This is a genomic window from Imperialibacter sp., assembly GCF_048007035.1.
Classification (GTDB): domain Bacteria; phylum Bacteroidota; class Bacteroidia; order Cytophagales; family Cyclobacteriaceae; genus Imperialibacter.
Genome location: NZ_CP180355.1, coordinates 2,941,475 through 2,959,871 on the forward strand (window position 1 = coordinate 2,941,475; position 18,397 = coordinate 2,959,871).

18 protein-coding genes are annotated in these 18,397 nt (G+C 46.3%); 11 read left to right on the forward strand and 7 right to left on the reverse strand.

Annotation, left to right across the window (positions count from 1 at the left end; translation table 11 throughout):
• Window positions 1-152: 152 nt before the first annotated feature.
• Both ACMVP2_RS12645 and ACMVP2_RS12650 read right to left on the reverse strand, forming a co-directional pair.
• Window positions 153-848, reverse strand: coding sequence for a tRNA/rRNA methyltransferase (locus tag ACMVP2_RS12645; RefSeq protein ID WP_339785155.1), 696 nt, complete (start codon window positions 846-848; stop codon window positions 153-155).
• Window positions 849-889: 41 nt separating this feature from the next.
• On the reverse strand, window positions 890-1,369 hold the full coding sequence (locus ACMVP2_RS12650; RefSeq protein WP_339785152.1) for a hypothetical protein: 480 nt from the start codon (window positions 1,367-1,369) through the stop codon (window positions 890-892).
• A gap of 385 nt (window positions 1,370-1,754) precedes the next feature.
• Here ACMVP2_RS12650 and ACMVP2_RS12655 point away from each other — a divergent pair, with 385 nt between their 5' ends.
• The 3 genes from ACMVP2_RS12655 to ACMVP2_RS12665 all read left to right on the forward strand — a co-directional run bounded on the left by ACMVP2_RS12655 (window position 1,755) and on the right by ACMVP2_RS12665 (window position 4,412).
• Window positions 1,755-3,068, forward strand: a complete 1,314-nt coding sequence (locus ACMVP2_RS12655) for an ABC transporter permease (RefSeq protein ID WP_416867952.1) — start codon at window positions 1,755-1,757, stop codon at window positions 3,066-3,068.
• On the forward strand, window positions 3,065-4,075 hold the full coding sequence (locus ACMVP2_RS12660) for an ABC transporter permease (RefSeq protein WP_416867953.1): 1,011 nt from the start codon (window positions 3,065-3,067) through the stop codon (window positions 4,073-4,075). The genes ACMVP2_RS12655 and ACMVP2_RS12660 overlap by 4 nt, the downstream gene beginning before the upstream one ends.
• A gap of 97 nt (window positions 4,076-4,172) precedes the next feature.
• Window positions 4,173-4,412, forward strand: a complete 240-nt coding sequence (locus ACMVP2_RS12665; protein ID WP_416867954.1) for a hypothetical protein — start codon at window positions 4,173-4,175, stop codon at window positions 4,410-4,412.
• A gap of 9 nt (window positions 4,413-4,421) precedes the next feature.
• Here ACMVP2_RS12665 and ACMVP2_RS12670 read toward each other — a convergent pair whose 3' ends face one another.
• Window positions 4,422-5,024 carry a carboxypeptidase-like regulatory domain-containing protein gene (locus tag ACMVP2_RS12670; protein ID WP_151997763.1) on the reverse strand — a complete coding sequence of 201 codons (603 nt, stop codon included), beginning with the start codon at window positions 5,022-5,024 and terminating at the stop codon, window positions 4,422-4,424.
• 174 nt (window positions 5,025-5,198) lie between these two features.
• On the opposite strand from ACMVP2_RS12670, the gene ACMVP2_RS12675 reads away from it, so the two are divergent.
• From ACMVP2_RS12675 to ACMVP2_RS12690, 4 genes are all read left to right on the forward strand, one after another.
• The gene (locus ACMVP2_RS12675; protein ID WP_151997764.1) at window positions 5,199-5,588 is read left to right on the forward strand and encodes an ArsR/SmtB family transcription factor; all 390 of its coding nucleotides are present in this window, start codon (window positions 5,199-5,201) and stop codon (window positions 5,586-5,588) included.
• 4 nt (window positions 5,589-5,592) lie between these two features.
• Window positions 5,593-6,291 (forward strand): YjjG family noncanonical pyrimidine nucleotidase, encoded by a 699-nt coding sequence (locus ACMVP2_RS12680; protein WP_416867955.1) that lies wholly within the window; start codon window positions 5,593-5,595, stop codon window positions 6,289-6,291.
• A 70-nt stretch (window positions 6,292-6,361) separates the two neighbouring features.
• Complete coding sequence (pruA, locus tag ACMVP2_RS12685) at window positions 6,362-7,990, forward strand: L-glutamate gamma-semialdehyde dehydrogenase (RefSeq protein WP_416867956.1); 1,629 nt, start codon at window positions 6,362-6,364, stop codon at window positions 7,988-7,990.
• A 55-nt stretch (window positions 7,991-8,045) separates the two neighbouring features.
• Window positions 8,046-8,447, forward strand: coding sequence for a TerB family tellurite resistance protein (locus ACMVP2_RS12690; RefSeq protein ID WP_339785134.1), 402 nt, complete (start codon window positions 8,046-8,048; stop codon window positions 8,445-8,447).
• On the opposite strand, the gene ACMVP2_RS12695 is transcribed toward ACMVP2_RS12690, so the two are convergent.
• Window positions 8,448-9,446, reverse strand: a complete 999-nt coding sequence (locus ACMVP2_RS12695; RefSeq protein WP_416867957.1) for a DUF4407 domain-containing protein — start codon at window positions 9,444-9,446, stop codon at window positions 8,448-8,450. It abuts the gene before it with no gap.
• Window positions 9,447-9,631: 185 nt separating this feature from the next.
• Here ACMVP2_RS12695 and ACMVP2_RS12700 point away from each other — a divergent pair, with 185 nt between their 5' ends.
• Window positions 9,632-11,320 (forward strand): hypothetical protein, encoded by a 1,689-nt coding sequence (locus ACMVP2_RS12700; RefSeq protein WP_416867958.1) that lies wholly within the window; start codon window positions 9,632-9,634, stop codon window positions 11,318-11,320.
• Window positions 11,321-11,456: 136 nt separating this feature from the next.
• A complete protein-coding gene (locus ACMVP2_RS12705; protein ID WP_416867959.1) occupies window positions 11,457-11,789 on the forward strand; it encodes a hypothetical protein in 333 nt (110 codons plus the stop codon).
• 67 nt (window positions 11,790-11,856) lie between these two features.
• Here the strand turns inward: ACMVP2_RS12705 and ACMVP2_RS12710 are convergent, their stop codons facing one another.
• Window positions 11,857-13,896 (reverse strand): M3 family metallopeptidase, encoded by a 2,040-nt coding sequence (locus tag ACMVP2_RS12710; RefSeq protein WP_416867960.1) that lies wholly within the window; start codon window positions 13,894-13,896, stop codon window positions 11,857-11,859.
• Window positions 13,897-14,084: 188 nt separating this feature from the next.
• Here ACMVP2_RS12710 and ACMVP2_RS12715 point away from each other — a divergent pair, with 188 nt between their 5' ends.
• Window positions 14,085-14,975 (forward strand): 3-keto-disaccharide hydrolase, encoded by an 891-nt coding sequence (locus ACMVP2_RS12715; protein WP_416867961.1) that lies wholly within the window; start codon window positions 14,085-14,087, stop codon window positions 14,973-14,975.
• Between the two features lie 73 nt (window positions 14,976-15,048).
• Here ACMVP2_RS12715 and htpG read toward each other — a convergent pair whose 3' ends face one another.
• Together htpG and ACMVP2_RS12725 are read right to left on the reverse strand one after the other, a co-directional pair.
• A complete protein-coding gene (gene htpG, locus ACMVP2_RS12720) occupies window positions 15,049-16,875 on the reverse strand; it encodes a molecular chaperone HtpG (protein ID WP_416867962.1) in 1,827 nt (608 codons plus the stop codon).
• 176 nt (window positions 16,876-17,051) lie between these two features.
• The gene (locus ACMVP2_RS12725) at window positions 17,052-17,546 is read right to left on the reverse strand and encodes a DUF4293 domain-containing protein (RefSeq protein ID WP_416867963.1); all 495 of its coding nucleotides are present in this window, start codon (window positions 17,544-17,546) and stop codon (window positions 17,052-17,054) included.
• Between the two features lie 71 nt (window positions 17,547-17,617).
• Here ACMVP2_RS12725 and truA point away from each other — a divergent pair, with 71 nt between their 5' ends.
• Complete coding sequence (gene truA / locus ACMVP2_RS12730; protein WP_416867964.1) at window positions 17,618-18,394, forward strand: tRNA pseudouridine(38-40) synthase TruA; 777 nt, start codon at window positions 17,618-17,620, stop codon at window positions 18,392-18,394.
• Window positions 18,395-18,397 lie beyond the last annotated feature (3 nt).

Consider the following 18,397-nt stretch of genomic DNA (forward strand, 5'->3'; position numbering starts at 1 on the left):
ACTAACAAAATCAGGCAGGAAATAGATCGTCTTATCCTTTTCCAGAAACTTTAGCTCATACGTCATGGTCTATGAAGGTGGGCAAACGCCGCCAGTAGGCTCTACTATGCCGTTGCCATTCTGCTCAAAGCAACTACAACATAGGTCGATCCTTATCGGGATTTGAGTCTATGCTCAATAAATCGAGCCAGCGCCAGCATCAGCTTCGTATCCTCGGCATCAGCAGTCATCAGTCGGTCTTTTAGTCGGTTATAAAGACTGGGCTGGCGGGGCACGTCAAGATCCTTAAGGACTTTCAGGGCTTTTTCTTTCAGGGCTCTTTGAACACCTTCCTCCACGGCCTCTTTTGGTGGGTTCACTTTGCCACTAACGGAGATTTTCGAAAGCTCCCAGGCATAAATGAGGACACTTTGAGCCAAATTGAGGGAGGGATGAGGGGCTGCCAGCGGAATAGTGCTAATGATGTCGCAAAGATTGATTTCCTCTTTTGCCAGCCCATCTCGCTCGCTGCCAAAGACAATTGCAACGTTGTTGATCGTTGTGCCTTTTTCTTGCAGAAGGTTGCTGACTTTCCCGGGCGAATGATAGTCATGTCTCCCAAGCCTTTTCTTGGCTGTGGTGGCTATACTAAAGTCAATATCGCTCAGTGCATCTGCAAGCGACGAATAGACTACAGCATTTTCCAGGATATCATGTGAGCCATAAGCTGTTTTTTTGGCTTGCCGGGAAAGATAGTCAGTTGGGTTGACCAGCCTGAGACTGCCAAACCCCATGGTATTGATCGCCCTGCAAGCGAACCCGATATTTTCAGAAACAGCCGGATGGCTGAGGACAAAGTGGATGGTCATAAATGCGCCAAATTCCTCAAATCACTAATGGCGGTCAATATTTAGTTCATTCTTACCCAATCATCCTCGTGGTTGTGGCTTGCCACTGGCGTATACTTCACCCACTCTGTGTGGTATACGTCTCCGTCACGGTGAATGCGGATGAGCGTGTCGCCGGAGGTGAAGTTGAACCTGTCGTGTCCATGATCGACGTCCGTTTGCATCGATGAAAAGATGATGTTTAAAGTGCTGTCGGTTTCTACCGCACGCCCGAGATACTGTTCTACCCAATAGTTTGTGTCGCTGTCCTCATCTTCCTGCTGGCCTTTTAAGATCACAGAGTAATGATGCTCTTCATCTGGTCTGCGGGGTTTTCTTAGAATCAAATCGTGTGTATACGTGATATGATGGCCTTCGTCAGATTCGTATTTTTCCAAGTACTCATACTTACTACCCCAGTTGTGCTTGGGATACCTGCCACCACAGCCTGCAATAAGTGCTACAATGAAAAATAACAGCCCTGTTTTTACAATAGCTTTCATAAGTCGACGTCGTTGATGCTCGTTAGAATCCCCTGAAAATTAATAGTAATTGTGGGCTATTACAAATATGGTTGCCGATATGAGTGAGATGGATTAGGGTGTACAAAAAAAAGACTGCTCATTGAGAGCAGTCCTTTTTCACTTCTAACCTGTGAGCTTATGTGTAAAATCTACGAGTCAAGGTTGATGTTGAGCCCATTTCAATTACACATTACAATGTTAAGCATAGCGCATCCCTGATTGATACCTGTTTTTAGGTATTTTTCTAAATTACTATGTGTTTAGTGCTATTTGTTGGCAGCACTTTGACTCAAAAACCATCTCCCTTCCCTAAAGCTTCACCCGGTTAGCGGTTCTTATTGTCAGTTTGTTATTTTTGAAACTTATGCTTCGATACCTGGCTGTACGGTTACTTTCTGCATTCCCCGCACTACTCCTTGGACTGATTGGGCTTTTTGTTTTCAGGCTTTTGCCGTCGCAGTCGGTGTGGGAGGAGCGGATTGATCTCCTGGCATTGGAAGGAGGCAGCTATAACGCACAACGAATCCTACAGGAGAAAATAAGGATAAGGAAAGAGCTTGGTCTTGATCTTCCGGTGTTTTACCTGTCGTTACAGTCCGCTGCGTTACCAGCAGCCCTGCCCCCGGGCATGCCTGATGTGCAAAAGGAATGGGTAAAAAAGATCTGTTTGTTAACAGGCCAGTCAGACAAGGCGTTGCAGCTTGTATCTGCGCTGCAAGCCCAAAGCTTTGCCGCATGGGTTGTCGAAGACGATGAATTGACATGGGAAAGAGTGCGAAGTTCAGTTTCGGGCAATGATAGTGCTGCGTCATCTGAAATACTTTCGCTAGTAAACGAATTGGAAGCTTCGTCTCAGCAGTGGAGAGCCTACCTGCCAGCAGTTTACTGGAACGATTCAGGCAATCAGTTTCACTTGTGGTTTTCTCAGCTTTTACGTGGCGACTTGGGGGTGAGCTGGAAAAATCGGGAAAGGGTGCTTGATGTCATCGGCCGAGCGCTTTCCAACACCATTGTGTTCACGGTGCCTGCTATTATTCTGATTTTTCTTTCTGCCTACTGGCTGGTGATTGGCTTATCGCAACTAGGGGCCAGGGCAAAAGCATTGGCCGACCAGGTTATCTATTTCTTTGACCTGGTTCCGCTTTTTGGTTGGGCTCTTTTGGCGATGATTCTTTTTGCCAGCGGATCGGTATTCTCCTGGTTTCCTTCACATATTTCGGCCAGTTCGCTCAACGGCCTTTCCTTTTTGTCCAGGAGTTTTTGGCCTTACGTGCTCCCGGTGGCCATTCTTTGGATAAGCACATTGCCTTATATCACCAAGCACATCGACAATGCTTTTCAAAAGTCTGCCGACCTGCCATTTGTGTTTATGGCCAGGGCAAGAGGTCTTAGCGAGCATGTCATCAAAAAGAGATATAGACTCAGGTATAGTTTATTGCCTGCCATTACGCTATTCGGGGAGTATTTGCTGGCAGTGGTAAGTGGCGCATTGGTGGTAGAGGTGCTGTTTTCTATTCAGGGCGTTGGCATGCTGCTCACACAGTCGGTTGGTGCGCAGGATTATCCCGTTGTCACCGGAATTATTCTGCTGTTGACTATGGTCAGGATGCTATCCTACTTAATTACCGATGTCTTGTACTATTGGTTTGATCCCAGAATAAGGCTTTCCAACCAATGAGCAACAAACCGACATTCAGATGGTGGCCATTGGCGATGCTGGGAGCGATCCTGGTGGTTGTTGTGCTGACGTGGTTCTTTGATGGATTGAAGCCTGAGCTCAGGCTTGACATGAGAAGCCTGCCCCCGGGAGCGGGCCATTGGCTGGGGACGGACACACTCGGCAGAGATGTATGGCTGTCTATTTTGGCGGGCTCTCAAAGGTCAATCCTGGTCAGCATCGGTGCGGCGTTGATCGGTGGAAGTATAGGTGTTGGCTTTGGAAGTGTTGCTGCCTTTTTCGGAAATGATCGTCTGCGGTTTACTTTGAGAACCCACCTGGCAGCACTGTTCCTGCTCGTCGTTTTCGTGTATTCTATCGCAGTGCTTTGGCCGACCGTTTCTTCAACTGGTCATGTGTTTGCGGGAATCTCCATCCTTCTGGCCCTAATAGCATTTGTTGCCATATGCTGGTTGCTGCTTAGAAGATTTGACCTTTTGCGGAGTCGTATTACTTTTCCCCTTGACACCACCACTCAGCGGTTTATTGAGGTGATATCGGTTATTCCCCGCTTGTATTTGATTGTGGCCTTTGCTATGATCATCCCCATCAATATGTTCACTCTAATTGTGCTGTTTGCTGTTACCAGCTGGGACGTGATGGCGAGGATGGTACGTGCTGAAATGCTGAAGGTTAGAGAGATGACATATATTGAATCGGCTAGAATAATTGGTCTGTCAGAGCAGAAAGTCTTTTTTCGGCATGCCCTGCCAAACGCCATCGGGTCGGTAGCCACACAGGTATGTTTTACCATATCGGGTTTGCTGATCGCCGAGGCCACTCTTTCATTTATTGGTGTAGGTGTTTCTCCCGAAACCGTCAGTTGGGGAAGCATTATCCATGGCTACCTCGAAAACCTGCAGGCCTGGTGGTTGGCTGTTTTCCCCGGCATTTGTATTTATCTCACTGTTATTAGCCTGCATGCTTTGGGCAATGATTTGGATAGGATGTACCATTCAAAGCCTTAACAATCCCCACAATACATCAGCTTAATACCTGACAGAAATCATACTTTGCCGATGGGCATCATCGCATTTTTGTAACGTCAAACAAATAGCAATGCCCATGCAAACTGACCTATTGTTCCAAAATGCCACCCACGAAGCATTCAATGCTTTAATTACAAACAAGTATATCTCAAGAAACGCTGAGAGTATGAACACACTTTCTATAGCCCTTAAATACGACCTGATAAGGTTGTCTTCGCTGGGAGTGGTAGTGTTTTTAGAAGACAGAATACAATTAGCAGAAGGGATGGAAAGTTGGGTGCAGCTTTACTGGAGTGAGGTGAGCAAAACCTGGTAAAAAACCTGATTACTTCCTGTCCTTTTTCAAAGATTTGATGAACTGAGCCCAGGCGAAAGGATTTAACAGCGGATTACTTCTTGGCTGAAACTTATCCGTCATTGCCAGAAACTGTTGATTGGAATAATACCTGTAATTTTCCGAAGCGTCCATAGGTGCCCCTTGCATCATCCGCATCAAAATATCCGCCCTGAGCACCTCCTCCATCTTACGATAGTCTTCGGCATCGGGCAGCTTGAGGGCAAGCACAGCCTGCTTGAAGAGCTCTTCGGTAGGGTAAGGTAAAATTTCTATGGGTGGCAAATAAGTGGTGTCGGTAACGAGCTCAATGATCGCTGTAAAGTTCTCACCTTTGTTGCCGGGAACGATGAAGTGCTGCTTTTCAAAGCCTATGGCACTGATCACCACACTGTCGCCAACCAGGGCAGGCATCGAGAAATAACCGTAAACATTGGATGTAGTGCCTCTTCCAGCCTTTGGCACGTATACGTGCACGCCAGGCACGCCAGAAACGCTGTCCTCACCCAATATTACCCCGGAAAACTGGATGACCCTGCTTCCGCCCTGGGCCCAGCTTTCCTGATGTGCCACCAGCATAAATAGGAAGCACATAAAAGGCAGAAAATATTTAGAGATGAACTTTGACAAGCCTTTCTTTACTTATGAATTAAGAGGATACTAATTAAGGGTTAATAGTTGCAATTGGGCCCTAAGCTACAAATTATTAGATCAATTGCACAGGTTTTGTGTTACACGGATAAGCCATATACTTTCAATATTGTTCCCATGAGACTCAAAAACTTTAGTCTGCAATACGGAAACCAAATATTCAAATCCTTCTCGGAGGAGGCCAGAGTGCGCATTCTTTTTCTCCTCTTTAATCAAAAGGAACTTTGCATTACCGATATTGAATTGTCTCTGGATTTTACCCAAACCAAAACCTCTAGGCATTTGACCTACCTGAGAAATGCCGGATTGGTGAACGTTAGAAAAATAGACCAGTACGTTTTCTATTCTATCAAGGAGGAGGTGTCGGACATTGTTAGCCAAATATTTCAATTTTTGCAGAAGGACGCCAGCCTCCAAAAAGACCTTGAAACCTTTCGGATACTTTATTCGAACAGAGAACTGGTAAAAAACAAAATGGAAAAACGCCAGTTAACCGGGCTTAGATAAATGTATGGGCAAAAAATACCAACACCTTTTTTTCGACCTCGATCACACCCTGTGGGATTACGATCAAAATGCCAGAGAGTCCCTTGTGGAGCTTTATTCCGTGTACGCTCTCAAAAATTTCGGTAAGTTCTCGGCCGAGCAACTTGTCGACAAGTTTTTCAGGGTAAATACACAGTTCTGGTATCTGTACGACCTGAAAAAAATTGACAAGGAACACCTCAGGGAGGAGCGGTTCAGAACAGTGTTCAGGGAGCTGGGTTTCGCAGATATGGACCTCGCTTTTCAGTTTGGTGAGGACTATGTGAAACTGTGCCCCACCAAAACGGCAGTGATGCCCGGCGCCATAGAGTTGCTTACTTACCTGGTTGAAAAATACCCGATTCACATCATTACCAATGGTTTTGACGATATCCAGTCGGTGAAGATCAAAAGCTCAGGCCTGGAGAAATTCTTCTCTGAAGTAATCACCTCTCAAAGAGCAGGAGCCCGCAAACCCTCGCCGCAAATCTTCGAATACGCCATGCAGCTCACCGGTGCCACTCCGTCCACGTCGGCCATGGTAGGCGACAACCTTGTCACAGATATTGGGGGAGCCAGAGGGCATGGCATAGATCACTTTTATTTCAACCCCGAAAAACATCCGCATACGGAACCAGTTACACTCGAAATACATTCTCTTAGCGAATTGCATCACCATTTCTAAAGGTTTTTAGGCTTACGGTGAGTAAATTCGCCCCTCAATTTATTGCAGTCGACAAAACCAAATAAACAACATGTCATTAGCGATTTTTAAGACCCCCAAACCAACCAACGAACCTGTTCTCAGCTACGCACCCGGCACACCCGAGCGGGCCGCACTGCAAAAGGAACTGAAGGAGCTAAAGTCAAAAGAGGCAGATATTCCTATGTACATCGGCAGTGAAGAAGTGCGAACTGGAAAGAAGGTTCGGATGTCGCCGCCTCACGATCATAAGCATACGCTTGGCTACTTTAACGAAGGAGATGCCAGCCATGTGGAGCAGGCTGTTAATGCTGCACTTGGCGCCAAAAAGGCATGGGCAGAGATGAGCTGGGAGCACAGGGCAAGTATTTTTCTAAAAGCCGCCGACCTGCTGGCTGGCCCCTACAGGGCTAAAATAAATGCCGCCACCATGCTCGGGCAGTCAAAAAATGCCTTTCAGGCTGAAATTGATGCTGCCTGTGAATTCATCGACTTCTTAAAATTCAATGCGGCCTTCATGGTGGAGCTGTTTCACCAGCAGCCCGACTCGGCACCAGGCATGTGGAACCGTATGGACTACCGGCCACTTGAGGGTTTTGTTTTTGCCATTACGCCGTTCAACTTCACCTCAATAGCAGGCAACCTGCCAGCATCACCTGCTTTGATGGGTAATACAGTGATATGGAAGCCGGCATATACCCAGGTGTATTCGGCGCAAGTGATCATGGAAGTATTCAAAGAAGCGGGCTTGCCCGATGGTGTTATCAACCTTATTTACGTGGATGGGCCTGTTGCCGGAGACGTGATTTTTAACCACAAGGATTTTGCGGGGCTCCATTTTACCGGTAGCACAGGAGTTTTCCAACAGCTTTGGAAAACGATAGGCCAAAACATTACCACATACAGGACTTATCCCCGCATCGTAGGCGAGACTGGCGGTAAGGACTTTATCATTGCCCACAAATCGGCCAATGCAAGGGAGCTAGCCACCGCTATTATTCGTGGTGCATTTGAGTTTCAGGGGCAGAAATGCTCAGCTGCCTCAAGGGCGTACATTCCTGACAACCTCTGGCCCGAGGTGCAAAAGTATATTCTTGAGGATTTGAAGAATGTAAAAATGGGTGACGTTGAAGATTTTGGCAACTTTGTTAATGCTGTGATTGACGAACGCTCATTCAACAAAATCACCAAATATATAGACGAGGCCAAGAAAAGCCCTATGGTGGAAGTGGTTGCAGGTGGCAATTACGATAAAAGTAAGGGCTGGTTCATAGAGCCTACCGTGCTGCTTGCCAAAGACCCCATGTACGTAACCATGTGCGAAGAACTCTTCGGTCCGGTGCTAACAGTTTATGTGTATCAGGCCGAGCGCTACGAAGAGGCTCTGGAACTGGTGGATAGCACGTCACCCTATGCTTTGACAGGTGCCATTTTCTCCAAAGACCGCTATGCTATAGAACTGGCCATGAGCAAACTGATGCATGCAGCTGGCAATTTCTATATCAACGACAAACCTACAGGCGCAGTTGTGGGCCAGCAGCCGTTTGGGGGTGCCAGGGCCTCAGGCACCAACGATAAGGCCGGCTCCATTCTCAATCTTATTCGGTGGGTGCAGCCAAGAACCATCAAGGAAACATTTGCTCCGCCAACGGATTTCAGGTACCCATTTTTAAGTAAATAACGAAAAAGCCCTTCAATGGGCTTTTTTTATTGGCATATAGAGATAAATTAGCTCTATGAAAAACATCAGAACGCAGTTGTCGCTCCTTATTACCCTTGCCAACAGCGATGGTGAATTTCATGAAAGAGAAAGGCAGGTAATAGAAAGGGTAGCGAGGTCGGGAGATATTTCTCAGGAGGAGTTGGAGCAATTGATCAAGCAGCCTGATCCAGTCGAAGGCCTTGACAAGATGCCCTATGATGATCGTTTCGATTATCTCTACAACGTCATCCTGCTCATGAAGGCAGATAGCGTTATCCAGGACTCTGAGCTGCTGTTCTGTCAAAAAATAGCCAACTCTCTGGGCTTTCAGCTAGCAGCATTCATGGAGTTGTATCCTCACGTGCACGTCAATATGAAGGCGCCGGAAGAACTGCGGATGATGAGAAAGAAGCTTCAGGACTACCACGCCGAGTAGTTACCCCTTCCAGGCCAGCTCTTTTTCGAGCTTGGTGTCCAGCCGGTGAACTTTTGATTTTCTGTAATTCACGAAGGCATGTTCGTGTGCTTCTAACAAATCATCGTATGGCCCTCTGGGGCTAATTAGCTTCACCAAAACGGGTGAGGCTTCTATCATTACGAACAGAAGCATAATGAAAATGTTGGCAAATGCTATGGAGGAGTGCTTGCCAGCAAGCCGTGCCAGCGCTTCCATCTGTAATGCCAATCCACCAATATGCGAGACGTCAATTTTGGCCAGTTCATTGGCTTGCAGCAGCGCTGCTGAATCTTGCTTTTCCCGTAGGGCTGAAATCAGAGCAGAGTGATTTGCTTTGAGCTCTTTCAGTTCAGTTTCGGCTCTTTCAGCATTTGCTTTCTTCACAGCATAAATAGGCCCCAGATTACGACGACCTGAACCGCCCGTTCCGTCCGCTTCTTCCTGAGCCATCCTCACGAGTTCATCTCGTTTTATCTCCTTGCTGGCAATTTGAGTTTCCAGCTGGCTGAGTTCGGCCTTGTATCCTGCTATCAGGGGTGAGTAGCGTGATGCAATCATTTCTCCTTCAGCAGCTTTTTGTTCTTCTTTGATAAGGACAAGCTCGGCTTCTATTTCAGGCTGAAATATCCGCAGCTCCAGAGGCTTTGCTACCACTATGGCTATCAACACCGCCAGCACGATTCTTGGTGAAGCCATTAGCCACTCCTCCCATTTGTTTTCACTTTTCTTTAAGCTCGAAACCAGAAAGCGATCAAGGTTGAATATCATGAGTCCCCAGAGCAAACCAAATAGCACTGCGACCCAGTAATTGCTAAAAACAGAATATAGAGCAAAACCTCCACTTACAGCCGCCAAAAGACCTGTGAAGAACACGGCACCGCCAATGCTCACAAACCGGGCAGATTCTGTTGGGCACCTTTTCAGGAGCGACGGAGAAGCTCCTGAACAGAACCAGAAGAATGAGGTAATTTTTTTCATCGAACACTTTATTGAAAGGAGTAACGACAGCAATGCTAATAAGTTGCATTAAAAGGTTCCTTTTTATACACAGTAGCAAGATCGACCTGTTTTAGCATCCGTGCTGGTGGGTAGTACTAAATACCCCGTATGAGCGATTTTCTCGAAATGCGATTATCTGGTACTTAGCACCAAATTAATCGACTATGAAAAAGATAGGATTACTCATACCGTTTGTCTTTTTACTGGCCACTGAGGTTTCTAAAGCTCAGGAAAAAAGAGGCTTAAAGTTGGGAGAAAAAATAGGTAAACTGACAGCCAAGCTAATGACCTCGAAAACCTCTAACCTGGGGGAGGCGGCTGTGCTGGTGCACCACATCAACGGAATGCACACCATGGAAGCCCGGATTTCCGGCCAGGAGGTATATCCCGAAGATTTTAAGGAAGGCGATGTTGCCGTGGCAATATTTTTCTCAAAAGCAGAAGGCCTTGGAATGCTCAATATAGATGGCTCAGTAACCAGTGAGGGCAAGGAGCTGACTTCAACGGGTTTGGGGTATTACATGATCGAGCTTGAACCTGACGATCTTACCCCAAAAACGGTGAATGTGGAAACTATAACAGGAGACAAAGCTTCTTTCACTATCAAACCTGTGCCGTCAGTGAAAATAATTTCTGTAAATGGCTCGACGACAAACGCTCAGATCGATCTGTCCAAAGACATCGAGCTGGTGCTGGAAAATGGCTCCGGCCATGAGGGCAGCCTTTTAAATGTGGCGCTGGTAACTGACGTGGCCGGTGCCCGAGGATTCAACTACTTCGCTTCATTCAGGTCAACCGATAAAATAGTTATCCCCAGGGAAGCTTTCAGCAACCCTACTATTTCGGGTAGTGTAAACGGTGTGGGCAACTACAACCAGGGCGAGAATTATCTGATAGTGGAACGCTATGTGCAAGCACCCACCGACAAGCAGTCGACTGCTGCTGCGGAGCTTCAGAGCAGGGCTTATGGCTCAATGAAAGTGAATGTGTCAGGCAAACAACAGGAGAGTGTTTATGGGTCGACTAGCGTGAAAGGTAAAATAGACAACCCTGCCGGTGTATTGAATTTTGCAGCAAGTAAACCCAACGCTGCCACAGGGGCGCCATTTTCGCAAGGATCAAAGTTCGCCGTTTCGTCCCTTTCCGTACGGGGTGTTTTGTTCAAGCAGGAAGTGGATGAATCAGTTTCTTATGGTTACAACACCAAGATCACCACTACCACAACCACCACCTATCAGTTTCCAAAACTGCCCGATGCTTTTTGGGATCAACTGCTTAGCAACATGTATGCTGACATTGTCACCATGTTCAAGGAAGAATTCGATATCGAAATGGTGCCTACTGAAAAGCTGACTGCATCTTCTTACTACAAAGAGTTTTATCCGGTAAAAGAAAAGAATACAGATGAGCTGATTGTGAAGACCTACAAAAACACAGTCAATATGCAGCCAACGAAGATCGCCGACATTTTCGGATCAGTATCCACCAACATGACTTCTGACAGGCCAATCATTAACCTGATGAAGGACGCAGATGTTGATGGCCTGATCAATGTGCAGATGGACTTACAGATTGCAGGCGACAACAACGACAAAATTATCCTGATCCCACGGCTCAACTTTTTCATTCAGGGAAGAGAGGAAACCTACACCAACAAGGATGTCCAATATGGCTCCGGCTGGGTAGCAGCCTCCGATGGCAAACCATTCTCCGAGTCTGAGTTTAATGATATCAACGCCCTGAACAGCATTGTGAGAAAAGACGACATGATGAACGCCTTAAGGGACGCAATGGCACGCCTGAGAGAAGCCGAAATAGAAAGAGGCTACGACAAGATCTGGGCATTAAAATAAAATAGTTGGCTAAACATCGCATCCAGGAAAGGCCGGTCAATTAAGATCGGCTTTTCTTTTTCTCTCTCAGCACTTTCCATCTTGTTTGGTATTTCGAAAAGGCCTATTTTGAATTGAATTCGAAAATTATCAATCTATGAAAAGGAAACTATTTACATCTATTCTTGCCCTGGCGGCATTTACGTTGGTTTTCGGCACCAGTGCTTTGGCTGCCGGAACAGAGCCGATGACAAAAGAACAACTTAATAGCCTTACAGAAGAGCAGGCCCAAGAGAGAGCAACTCAGCTTACCCAGCGGGTAAATGAGATCAAAGACATTAAAAAAAATGAGCTTTCTAAAGAAGATCGCCAGGAAGTGAAGAAAGAACTGAGGGAGATCAAGAAGGAACTGGACTTCTTGAACAATAAGCTGACATTGTCAGTAGGCGCTGTAATTATCATAGTGCTACTGATCATTCTTATTTTCTAATTAACTGTTAGTGAAAATAAAAAGGCGATTGGCTCACACCAGTCGCCTTTTTTGTTGCCTTTCAGCCCTATTTTTTCAGAAGCCCGGCCCGTCTCAACAGGGCCTTTGGATCAGGTTCACGCCCTCTGAATTTCTTGTAGAGTATCATTGGGTGTTCACTGCCTCCTTTGGAAAGAATGTTGTCTTTGAATTTTCCAGCCACTTCGCTGTTGAAAATCCCCTTCTCTTTGAAAAACTCGAATGCGTCAGCGTCCAGCACTTCGGCCCATTTGTAGCTATAGTACCCTGAAGAGTAGCCTCCGTTAAATATGTGAGAAAACTGGCAGCTCATGTTGGTTTCTTTCACCTGAGGAAGCACCTCCATTTTTTCGAATAGTGCTTTTTCAAACTCGCCAATATTTTTTATGCCTGAGGGGTCTACACCGTGGTAGGCCATGTCGAGCATGCCGAACGCTACCTGACGGGTAGTAGCATATCCTGCCTGAAAATTGGCACTCTCTTTCAGTCTTTGTACTAGATCGGCAGGTATGGCTTCGCCGGTTTTGTAATGCCGGGCAAACAGGTCAAGACAATCCTTCTCAAGTGTCCAGTTTTCCAAAATTTGTGAGGGAAGCTCCACAAAATCCCAATAAACATTGGTGCCGCTCAGGCTGCCGTAGTTTCCTTTGGCCAGCATGCCATGGAGGGCGTGACCGAACTCGTGGAACAGCGTCTGCACCTCATTAAACGTCAACAATGACGGCGTGGACTTGGTTGGCTTAGTAAAGCTACAAACGATGCTGATATGTGGCCGCTTGTCTTCACCATTCACTTTCTTTTGCTGCCGGAAAACGGTCATCCAGGCACCACCTCTTTTGCCTTCCCTGGGATAGAAGTCGGCATAGAAAATCGCTACCAGCTCGTTATTGCCATTCCTCACTTCATACACCAGCACTTCGGGGTGGTATCTGTCGATCTCCTTGTTTTCAACAAAGTGAATCCCAAAAAGCTTTTCGGCTACTTTGAACACTCCGTCAATCACTTTCTCCAGCTGGAAATAAGGCTTGAGTAACTCGTCATCAACCTCATATTTTTCTTTTTTCAGCTTTTCACTGTAATAAGCAAAGTCCCACCTTTCAATTGTATCGAGACCGTCTAGCTTTTTGGCGTACGCAGTAAGCTCTTCCACATCCTTCAGCGTGGCGGGTTGAGAAATCGCCAGTATATCGGCGAGAAACTCATTGACCTTCTCAGGTGTTTCAGCCATGCGCTCTTCAAGCACAAAATGTGCGTGGGTGGGGTAGCCGAGCAACTGAGCCCTTTCGAAACGCAGTTGAACCAGTTTTTTTACCACCTCCTGGTTGTCGAACTCATTGCCTTTAAAGCTACGGGACCCATAGGCCATAAACATTTTCTTGCGGAGCTCCCGGTTGGCCGAATAGGTCATGAATGGAATATAACTGGGGTATTGAAGTGTGAATGTCCAGGCACCTTCCTTGCCCTTTTCTTTGGCAGTTTCGGCGGCGGCTTCCTTTACGAAATCAGGAAGCCCTTCAAGTTCCTTTTCATCCGTTACATCCATGGAAAAGGCATTGGTTTCTTTGAGCACGTTCTCTCCATATTGCTGGCCCAGCACAGAAATCTCCTTGTCTATCGCACGTAGTTTCTCCTTTTTATCTGCTGGCAGGTTGGCACCATTTCTAACGAAACCTTTGTAAGTCTTCTCCTGAAGCGTCAGCGATTCCTCATCAAGTTTGGTTTTGTCCACACTTTCGTAAACCAGCTTTACTTTTCTGAATAGCTCCTCATTGAGCATCACGTCATTGCTAAACTCGGAAAGTAAGGGTGAAATGTCTTTGGCCAACGCCTGCATCTCGTCGCTTGTTTCAGCGGAATTCAGGTTGAAGAAGATATTTGATATCAGATCGACTTTGTTGCCCGAGGCTTCCAGGGCCACAACGGTATTTTCGAATGTGGTGGGCTCAGTGGATTCTGTTAAAAGAGAGATCTCCTCCTTGGCAAGCCTGATACCTTCTATAAATGCAGGTAGAAAGTGCTCATTTTTTATTTTACTGAAAGGAATGGTATCAAATGGGGTATTGAAATTTTCTAAAAGAGGGTTTGACATTTACAGTTATTTTTAGTCTTCAGAATTTTAGCAAGAACAAAGAAGTGGTGCCTTTTGGTTTGCCACTTGCCGTTCAATTTATTGGCGAATTTAGGAACAAACGCCGGTAACTCGTCTAATTATCAAAAGATCGATTGTATCCGGGGAGTAATTCTTTGGAACTACTTATAATTACAAGAAAAACACCTATGAAAAGCCACCCCATTTCGCAGTTAATTAAATCAATAGCCGTAGCGATTCTACTAGTCCTGATGCTGGCAACAGCTGTAACGGGCCAGTCAAAAAAGAGCAAGGAGGAATGGAAGACGCTTTTCAACGGAAAGGATATCAATGACTGGATTGTTAAAATTCACCACCACGATGTGGACGTCAACTTTGGCAACACATTCAGGGTGGAGGATGGCATCATCAAAGTTCGCTACGATCAATACGGCGACTTCAACGAGCAGTTTGGGCATTTATACTACAAGCAACCATACTCCTACTATCGCCTTGTGATGGACTACCGGTTTGTTGGCGAATTGCAGCGGGGTGCCCCCGAGTACACAATAAAAAACAGCGGGGTGATGTTCCATTCACAGGATCCACGCTCAATGCCGAAAGAGCAAAACTGGCCGATTTCAGTGGAAATGCAGTTCCTCGCCGGCTTGGGCGATGGTAAGCCACGCCCCACGTGCAACATGTGCTCGCCGGGCACTGATGTGGTTTACAACGGAAAGGTCGATCCCAATCATTGTATCAATTCTACCTCGGCCACCTATGAGGGTGACCAATGGGTACACACGGAGTTAATAGTAATGGGTGACTCTTTGGTCATTCATAAAGTAAACGGTGAAGAGGTGCTTCGTTATTCCAAGCCTCAGATGGGCGGAGGGGTTGTTACGGGTTACGACCCTGCCTTGTGGGAGCCAGGCAAGCCATTGACAGAAGGGTATATTGCCCTGCAGAGTGAGGGACAACCCATTGATTTCAAGAACATTGAGTTGCTTAACCTGGAAGGTTGCATGGATCCGAAGGCCACCAATTACAAAAGCTATTTCATCAAATCGAAGCCAGACGCCTGCACATACAAAAAGTAGCTTCCGCTGGACTCTGAAAAATAAAAAATCCCCGAATCGCTCCGGGGATTTAACTTTATAGCTGGATTGGCGCTTAGGCCGATACTATGTCAAGGCTTCTCTTGATAAAGGCGGTAAGCTCAGGGCCTGTTAACAGATTTTGAGACAACTTGGCTAAATCAAATGCCTGCTTGGCAAGGTCCGCTTTCTCCTCCTCAGTTTTCGCTTTAAGGATCTTGCCTACCAGGGCATGATTACCGTTTACAGCCACTGAATAAGCATCAGGCATATTGCCCATCATGGCCATTCCGCCACCCATCGCCGACATGTCTTTCATTCTGCGCATAAACTCCGGCAACGTGATCACCACCGGCATGTCGTCAGTCGACATGGCCTCCACATTTACTGTGAATGCTTTGTTGTTAATGGCCTTGTCAAAAAGCTCTTTCACTGTGGTCTGCTCTGCTTCCGAAAGCACCGACTCCTTCTTCTCGTCTTTGTCGATCAGCTTGTCCAGCACATCAGCGTCCACACGCTTCCAGTTCACCTTTTCCATCTTCATTTCCATGTGGTTGATGAAGTGGTTGTCGAGCTGCCCATCCATTTTCAACACGCCATACTCACGCTTGCGGGCGTTTTCGATGTAGCTGTGCTGCTGTGCTTGCTTGGTTGTGTAAAGGAAGATAGTGTTGCCATCTTTGTCAGCCTGGTTTGGCTTTACATGCTCCTCATATTCCTTGAGCGTGTAAAACTTATCATCGATATCCTGCACAAGCGTGTAGTCAAGCGCTTTCTCATAAAACTTCTCTTCACTGATCATTCCGTATTTCACGAACAGGCCGATGTCGTTCCACTTTTTCTCATACCCTGCTCTGTCTTTCTTGAAGAGGTCGCCAAGCTTGTCTGCCACCTTCTTGGTGATGTAGGTATTGATTTTCTTCACGTTTCCGTCCGACTGAAGATAGCTCCTTGAAACGTTCAAAGGAATGTCGGGGGAGTCGATCACGCCGTGAAGCAGCATCAAAAACTCCGGCACTACGTCCTTCACTTCGTCGGTGATAAACACCTGCCGGCTATACAGCTGAATCTTGTTTCTCTGAACATCCAGCTCATTTTTCAGCTTAGGGAAATAAAGAACACCGGTAAGGTTAAAAGGATAGTCGACATTCAGGTGAATCCAGAAAAGCGGATCCTCAGCAAATGGATAAAGCTCTTTGTAAAAGTTCAGGTAGTCCTCATCCTTCAACTCGCTTGGCTGCTTCGTCCAGATGGGGCTTGGGTTGTTAACCACCTTGCCGTCAAACTCAATTTCGATAGGCAGGAACTTGCAGTATTTATCGAGGATACCCTGAAGTCTGTGCTTTTGCAAAAACTCTTCAGAATCTTCAGCAATGTGAAGCACTATGTCGGTACCCCTGTCCTTTTTCTTGGTCGGGGTAATTTCAAAATCAGTTGATCCATCGCACTCCCAGCGGGCAGCTTCGGCGCCTGTCTGATACGATTTCGTGAAAATTTCTACCTTTTTGGCGACCATGTAAGAAGAGTAGAAACCAAGGCCAAAATGACCGATGATTTGCTTTTCTTCTCCTTTGTCTTTGTATTTCTCAACAAATTCGGCTGCGCCCGAAAAGGCAATTTGGTTGATGTATTTCTTTATTTCATCAGTTGTTAAACCGATGCCTTTGTCACTGATTGTGATTGTTTTTGCTTTCTCATCGATAGACACTTTAATTTTTGTGTCACCAATTTTTCCTTTGTACTCTCCCAGGGCTGCCAGGCGGTTCAGCTTTTGTGTGGCATCCACGGCATTCGATACCAACTCCCTCAAAAAGATCTCGTGATCCGAATAGAGAAATTTCTTGATGATGGGGAAAATATTCTCGGTGTGGATCGAAAGGGTGCCTTTTTCTTCTGTTACCATGTTTGTATTTGTTTGCAAATGATTGGTCAATAAGTGAAGGGTTGGCAAAAGCCGTTCCATAGCCCAATTTTACCCACAAGGCTGTCAGGATGGCAGTAAGAAATGTCAGGCCAACGGAATTAGCCCCCTTTACCGACTAATTTGTCGATTACTGCTGCACTAAAAACACTTTGATTTTACCTGAGCCTATCGGAGTCACGCACCAGCCTTTCGTCACGCCGGATAAAGCGATTGGCCATTGAGTTAAGGATGAGGGCTACGGGAAAAAGATAAAAGGCCGCCAGGTAGGCACCTTTTTCGGCAGGAACGATTGTCTTTTCTGCGTTCCAGCAAAAGTAGAGAACGAGAAACATTGTGCCACCAATGATGAGGGAGTTCAGGGCGCCGAATTGAATTTGGCGGAGCCTGTTGCCATATTGAAAAATAGAAAAAATGGCGACTCCTGCAGCGATCAGGCAAAGTACTGCTACGTACATGATATTTTTCTCAGCCACAACCTCGTCTATCGCTACGCCATCGCCCGCATATCTGATATGGGTGATTTCAAGAGCGGTAATGGTCACTATTTCACTTTTTTCGACGTCAATTTTTTGCCATAGCGGGAGAAAGACAATGATGACCATGACGATGGCAGCAAGGGCCAGAAATATAGATTGGATTCGCTGAAGCATTGGAAGAATTTTTGGCAAATAAACGCATAAAAGACTTTAGAGAAAACCTTAATCGGCTGAACATGTGAATTATGTTGAATGAATTACCTTTGCCGGGCATGCGGTATTTTATTCAGTTGAGTTACGATGGCACAAAATATAGCGGTTGGCAGACCCAACACAACGCTGTGGCTGTGCAGCAGGTAGTTACCCAATGTCTGAGCACCTTACTGGGCACCGAAGTGGAATGTGTGGGCAGCGGGCGAACCGATGCAGGGGTGCATGCCCGGGTGCAGGTAGCGCACGTTGACATGGAGCTTAAGCATGAACCAGAAGAATTTCTTTACAGATTGAATTCCTTGTTGCCACATGATATAGCCGCTCATTGGGTAAAGCCCGTGCGGCCGGTAGCGCATGCCCGCTTCGATGCTGAGTCACGTTCTTACGAGTATCACATTCATCAAAAAAAGGATCCCTTCAAAACTAAATATAGCTACCTTTTCAGGCCGGAGCTGGATGTGGATGCCATGAATAAGATGGCTGCTCTGATGTTGACATGGAAGGATTTCCAGTCGTTTAGCAAGGTAAAAACGGATGTGAAGCACTTTGATTGTGATATTTTCGAAGCTTGCTGGAGAAGAGAGAACGATAGCCTTGTGTTTTACGTTAGTGCCAATAGATTTTTAAGAGGGATGGTTCGTGCCGTGGTTGGAACACTGCTGGAGGCAGGACAGGGCAGACTGAGCCAGGCTGAATTTAAGGAGATTTTGGAGAGCAGAGACAGGAAATTGGCGGCCCGCAACGTGCCGGCTGAAGGTCTTTTTTTGACAAACGTTACTTATCCTGAAGAAATTTATATCCTTTCTTGAAAT

Excerpts from the sequence above, each read along its gene's own strand:
- ACMVP2_RS12645 (WP_339785155.1), bottom strand. The coding sequence starts at position 848 with ATGACCATCCACTTTGTCCTCAGCCATCCGGCTGTTTCTGAAAATATC.
- ACMVP2_RS12650 (WP_339785152.1), bottom strand. The coding sequence starts at position 1,369 with ATGAAAGCTATTGTAAAAACAGGGCTGTTATTTTTCATTGTAGCACTT.
- ACMVP2_RS12655 (WP_416867952.1), top strand. The coding sequence starts at position 1,755 with ATGCTTCGATACCTGGCTGTACGGTTACTTTCTGCATTCCCCGCACTA.
- ACMVP2_RS12660 (WP_416867953.1), top strand. The coding sequence starts at position 3,065 with ATGAGCAACAAACCGACATTCAGATGGTGGCCATTGGCGATGCTGGGA.
- ACMVP2_RS12665 (WP_416867954.1), top strand. The coding sequence starts at position 4,173 with ATGCAAACTGACCTATTGTTCCAAAATGCCACCCACGAAGCATTCAAT.
- ACMVP2_RS12670 (WP_151997763.1), bottom strand. The coding sequence starts at position 5,024 with ATGTGCTTCCTATTTATGCTGGTGGCACATCAGGAAAGCTGGGCCCAG.
- ACMVP2_RS12675 (WP_151997764.1), top strand. The coding sequence starts at position 5,199 with ATGAGACTCAAAAACTTTAGTCTGCAATACGGAAACCAAATATTCAAA.
- ACMVP2_RS12680 (WP_416867955.1), top strand. The coding sequence starts at position 5,593 with ATGGGCAAAAAATACCAACACCTTTTTTTCGACCTCGATCACACCCTG.
- pruA (WP_416867956.1), top strand. The coding sequence starts at position 6,362 with ATGTCATTAGCGATTTTTAAGACCCCCAAACCAACCAACGAACCTGTT.
- ACMVP2_RS12690 (WP_339785134.1), top strand. The coding sequence starts at position 8,046 with ATGAAAAACATCAGAACGCAGTTGTCGCTCCTTATTACCCTTGCCAAC.
- ACMVP2_RS12695 (WP_416867957.1), bottom strand. The coding sequence starts at position 9,446 with ATGAAAAAAATTACCTCATTCTTCTGGTTCTGTTCAGGAGCTTCTCCG.
- ACMVP2_RS12700 (WP_416867958.1), top strand. The coding sequence starts at position 9,632 with ATGAAAAAGATAGGATTACTCATACCGTTTGTCTTTTTACTGGCCACT.
- ACMVP2_RS12705 (WP_416867959.1), top strand. The coding sequence starts at position 11,457 with ATGAAAAGGAAACTATTTACATCTATTCTTGCCCTGGCGGCATTTACG.
- ACMVP2_RS12710 (WP_416867960.1), bottom strand. The coding sequence starts at position 13,896 with ATGTCAAACCCTCTTTTAGAAAATTTCAATACCCCATTTGATACCATT.
- ACMVP2_RS12715 (WP_416867961.1), top strand. The coding sequence starts at position 14,085 with ATGAAAAGCCACCCCATTTCGCAGTTAATTAAATCAATAGCCGTAGCG.
- htpG (WP_416867962.1), bottom strand. The coding sequence starts at position 16,875 with ATGGTAACAGAAGAAAAAGGCACCCTTTCGATCCACACCGAGAATATT.
- ACMVP2_RS12725 (WP_416867963.1), bottom strand. The coding sequence starts at position 17,546 with ATGCTTCAGCGAATCCAATCTATATTTCTGGCCCTTGCTGCCATCGTC.
- truA (WP_416867964.1), top strand. The coding sequence starts at position 17,618 with ATGTTGAATGAATTACCTTTGCCGGGCATGCGGTATTTTATTCAGTTG.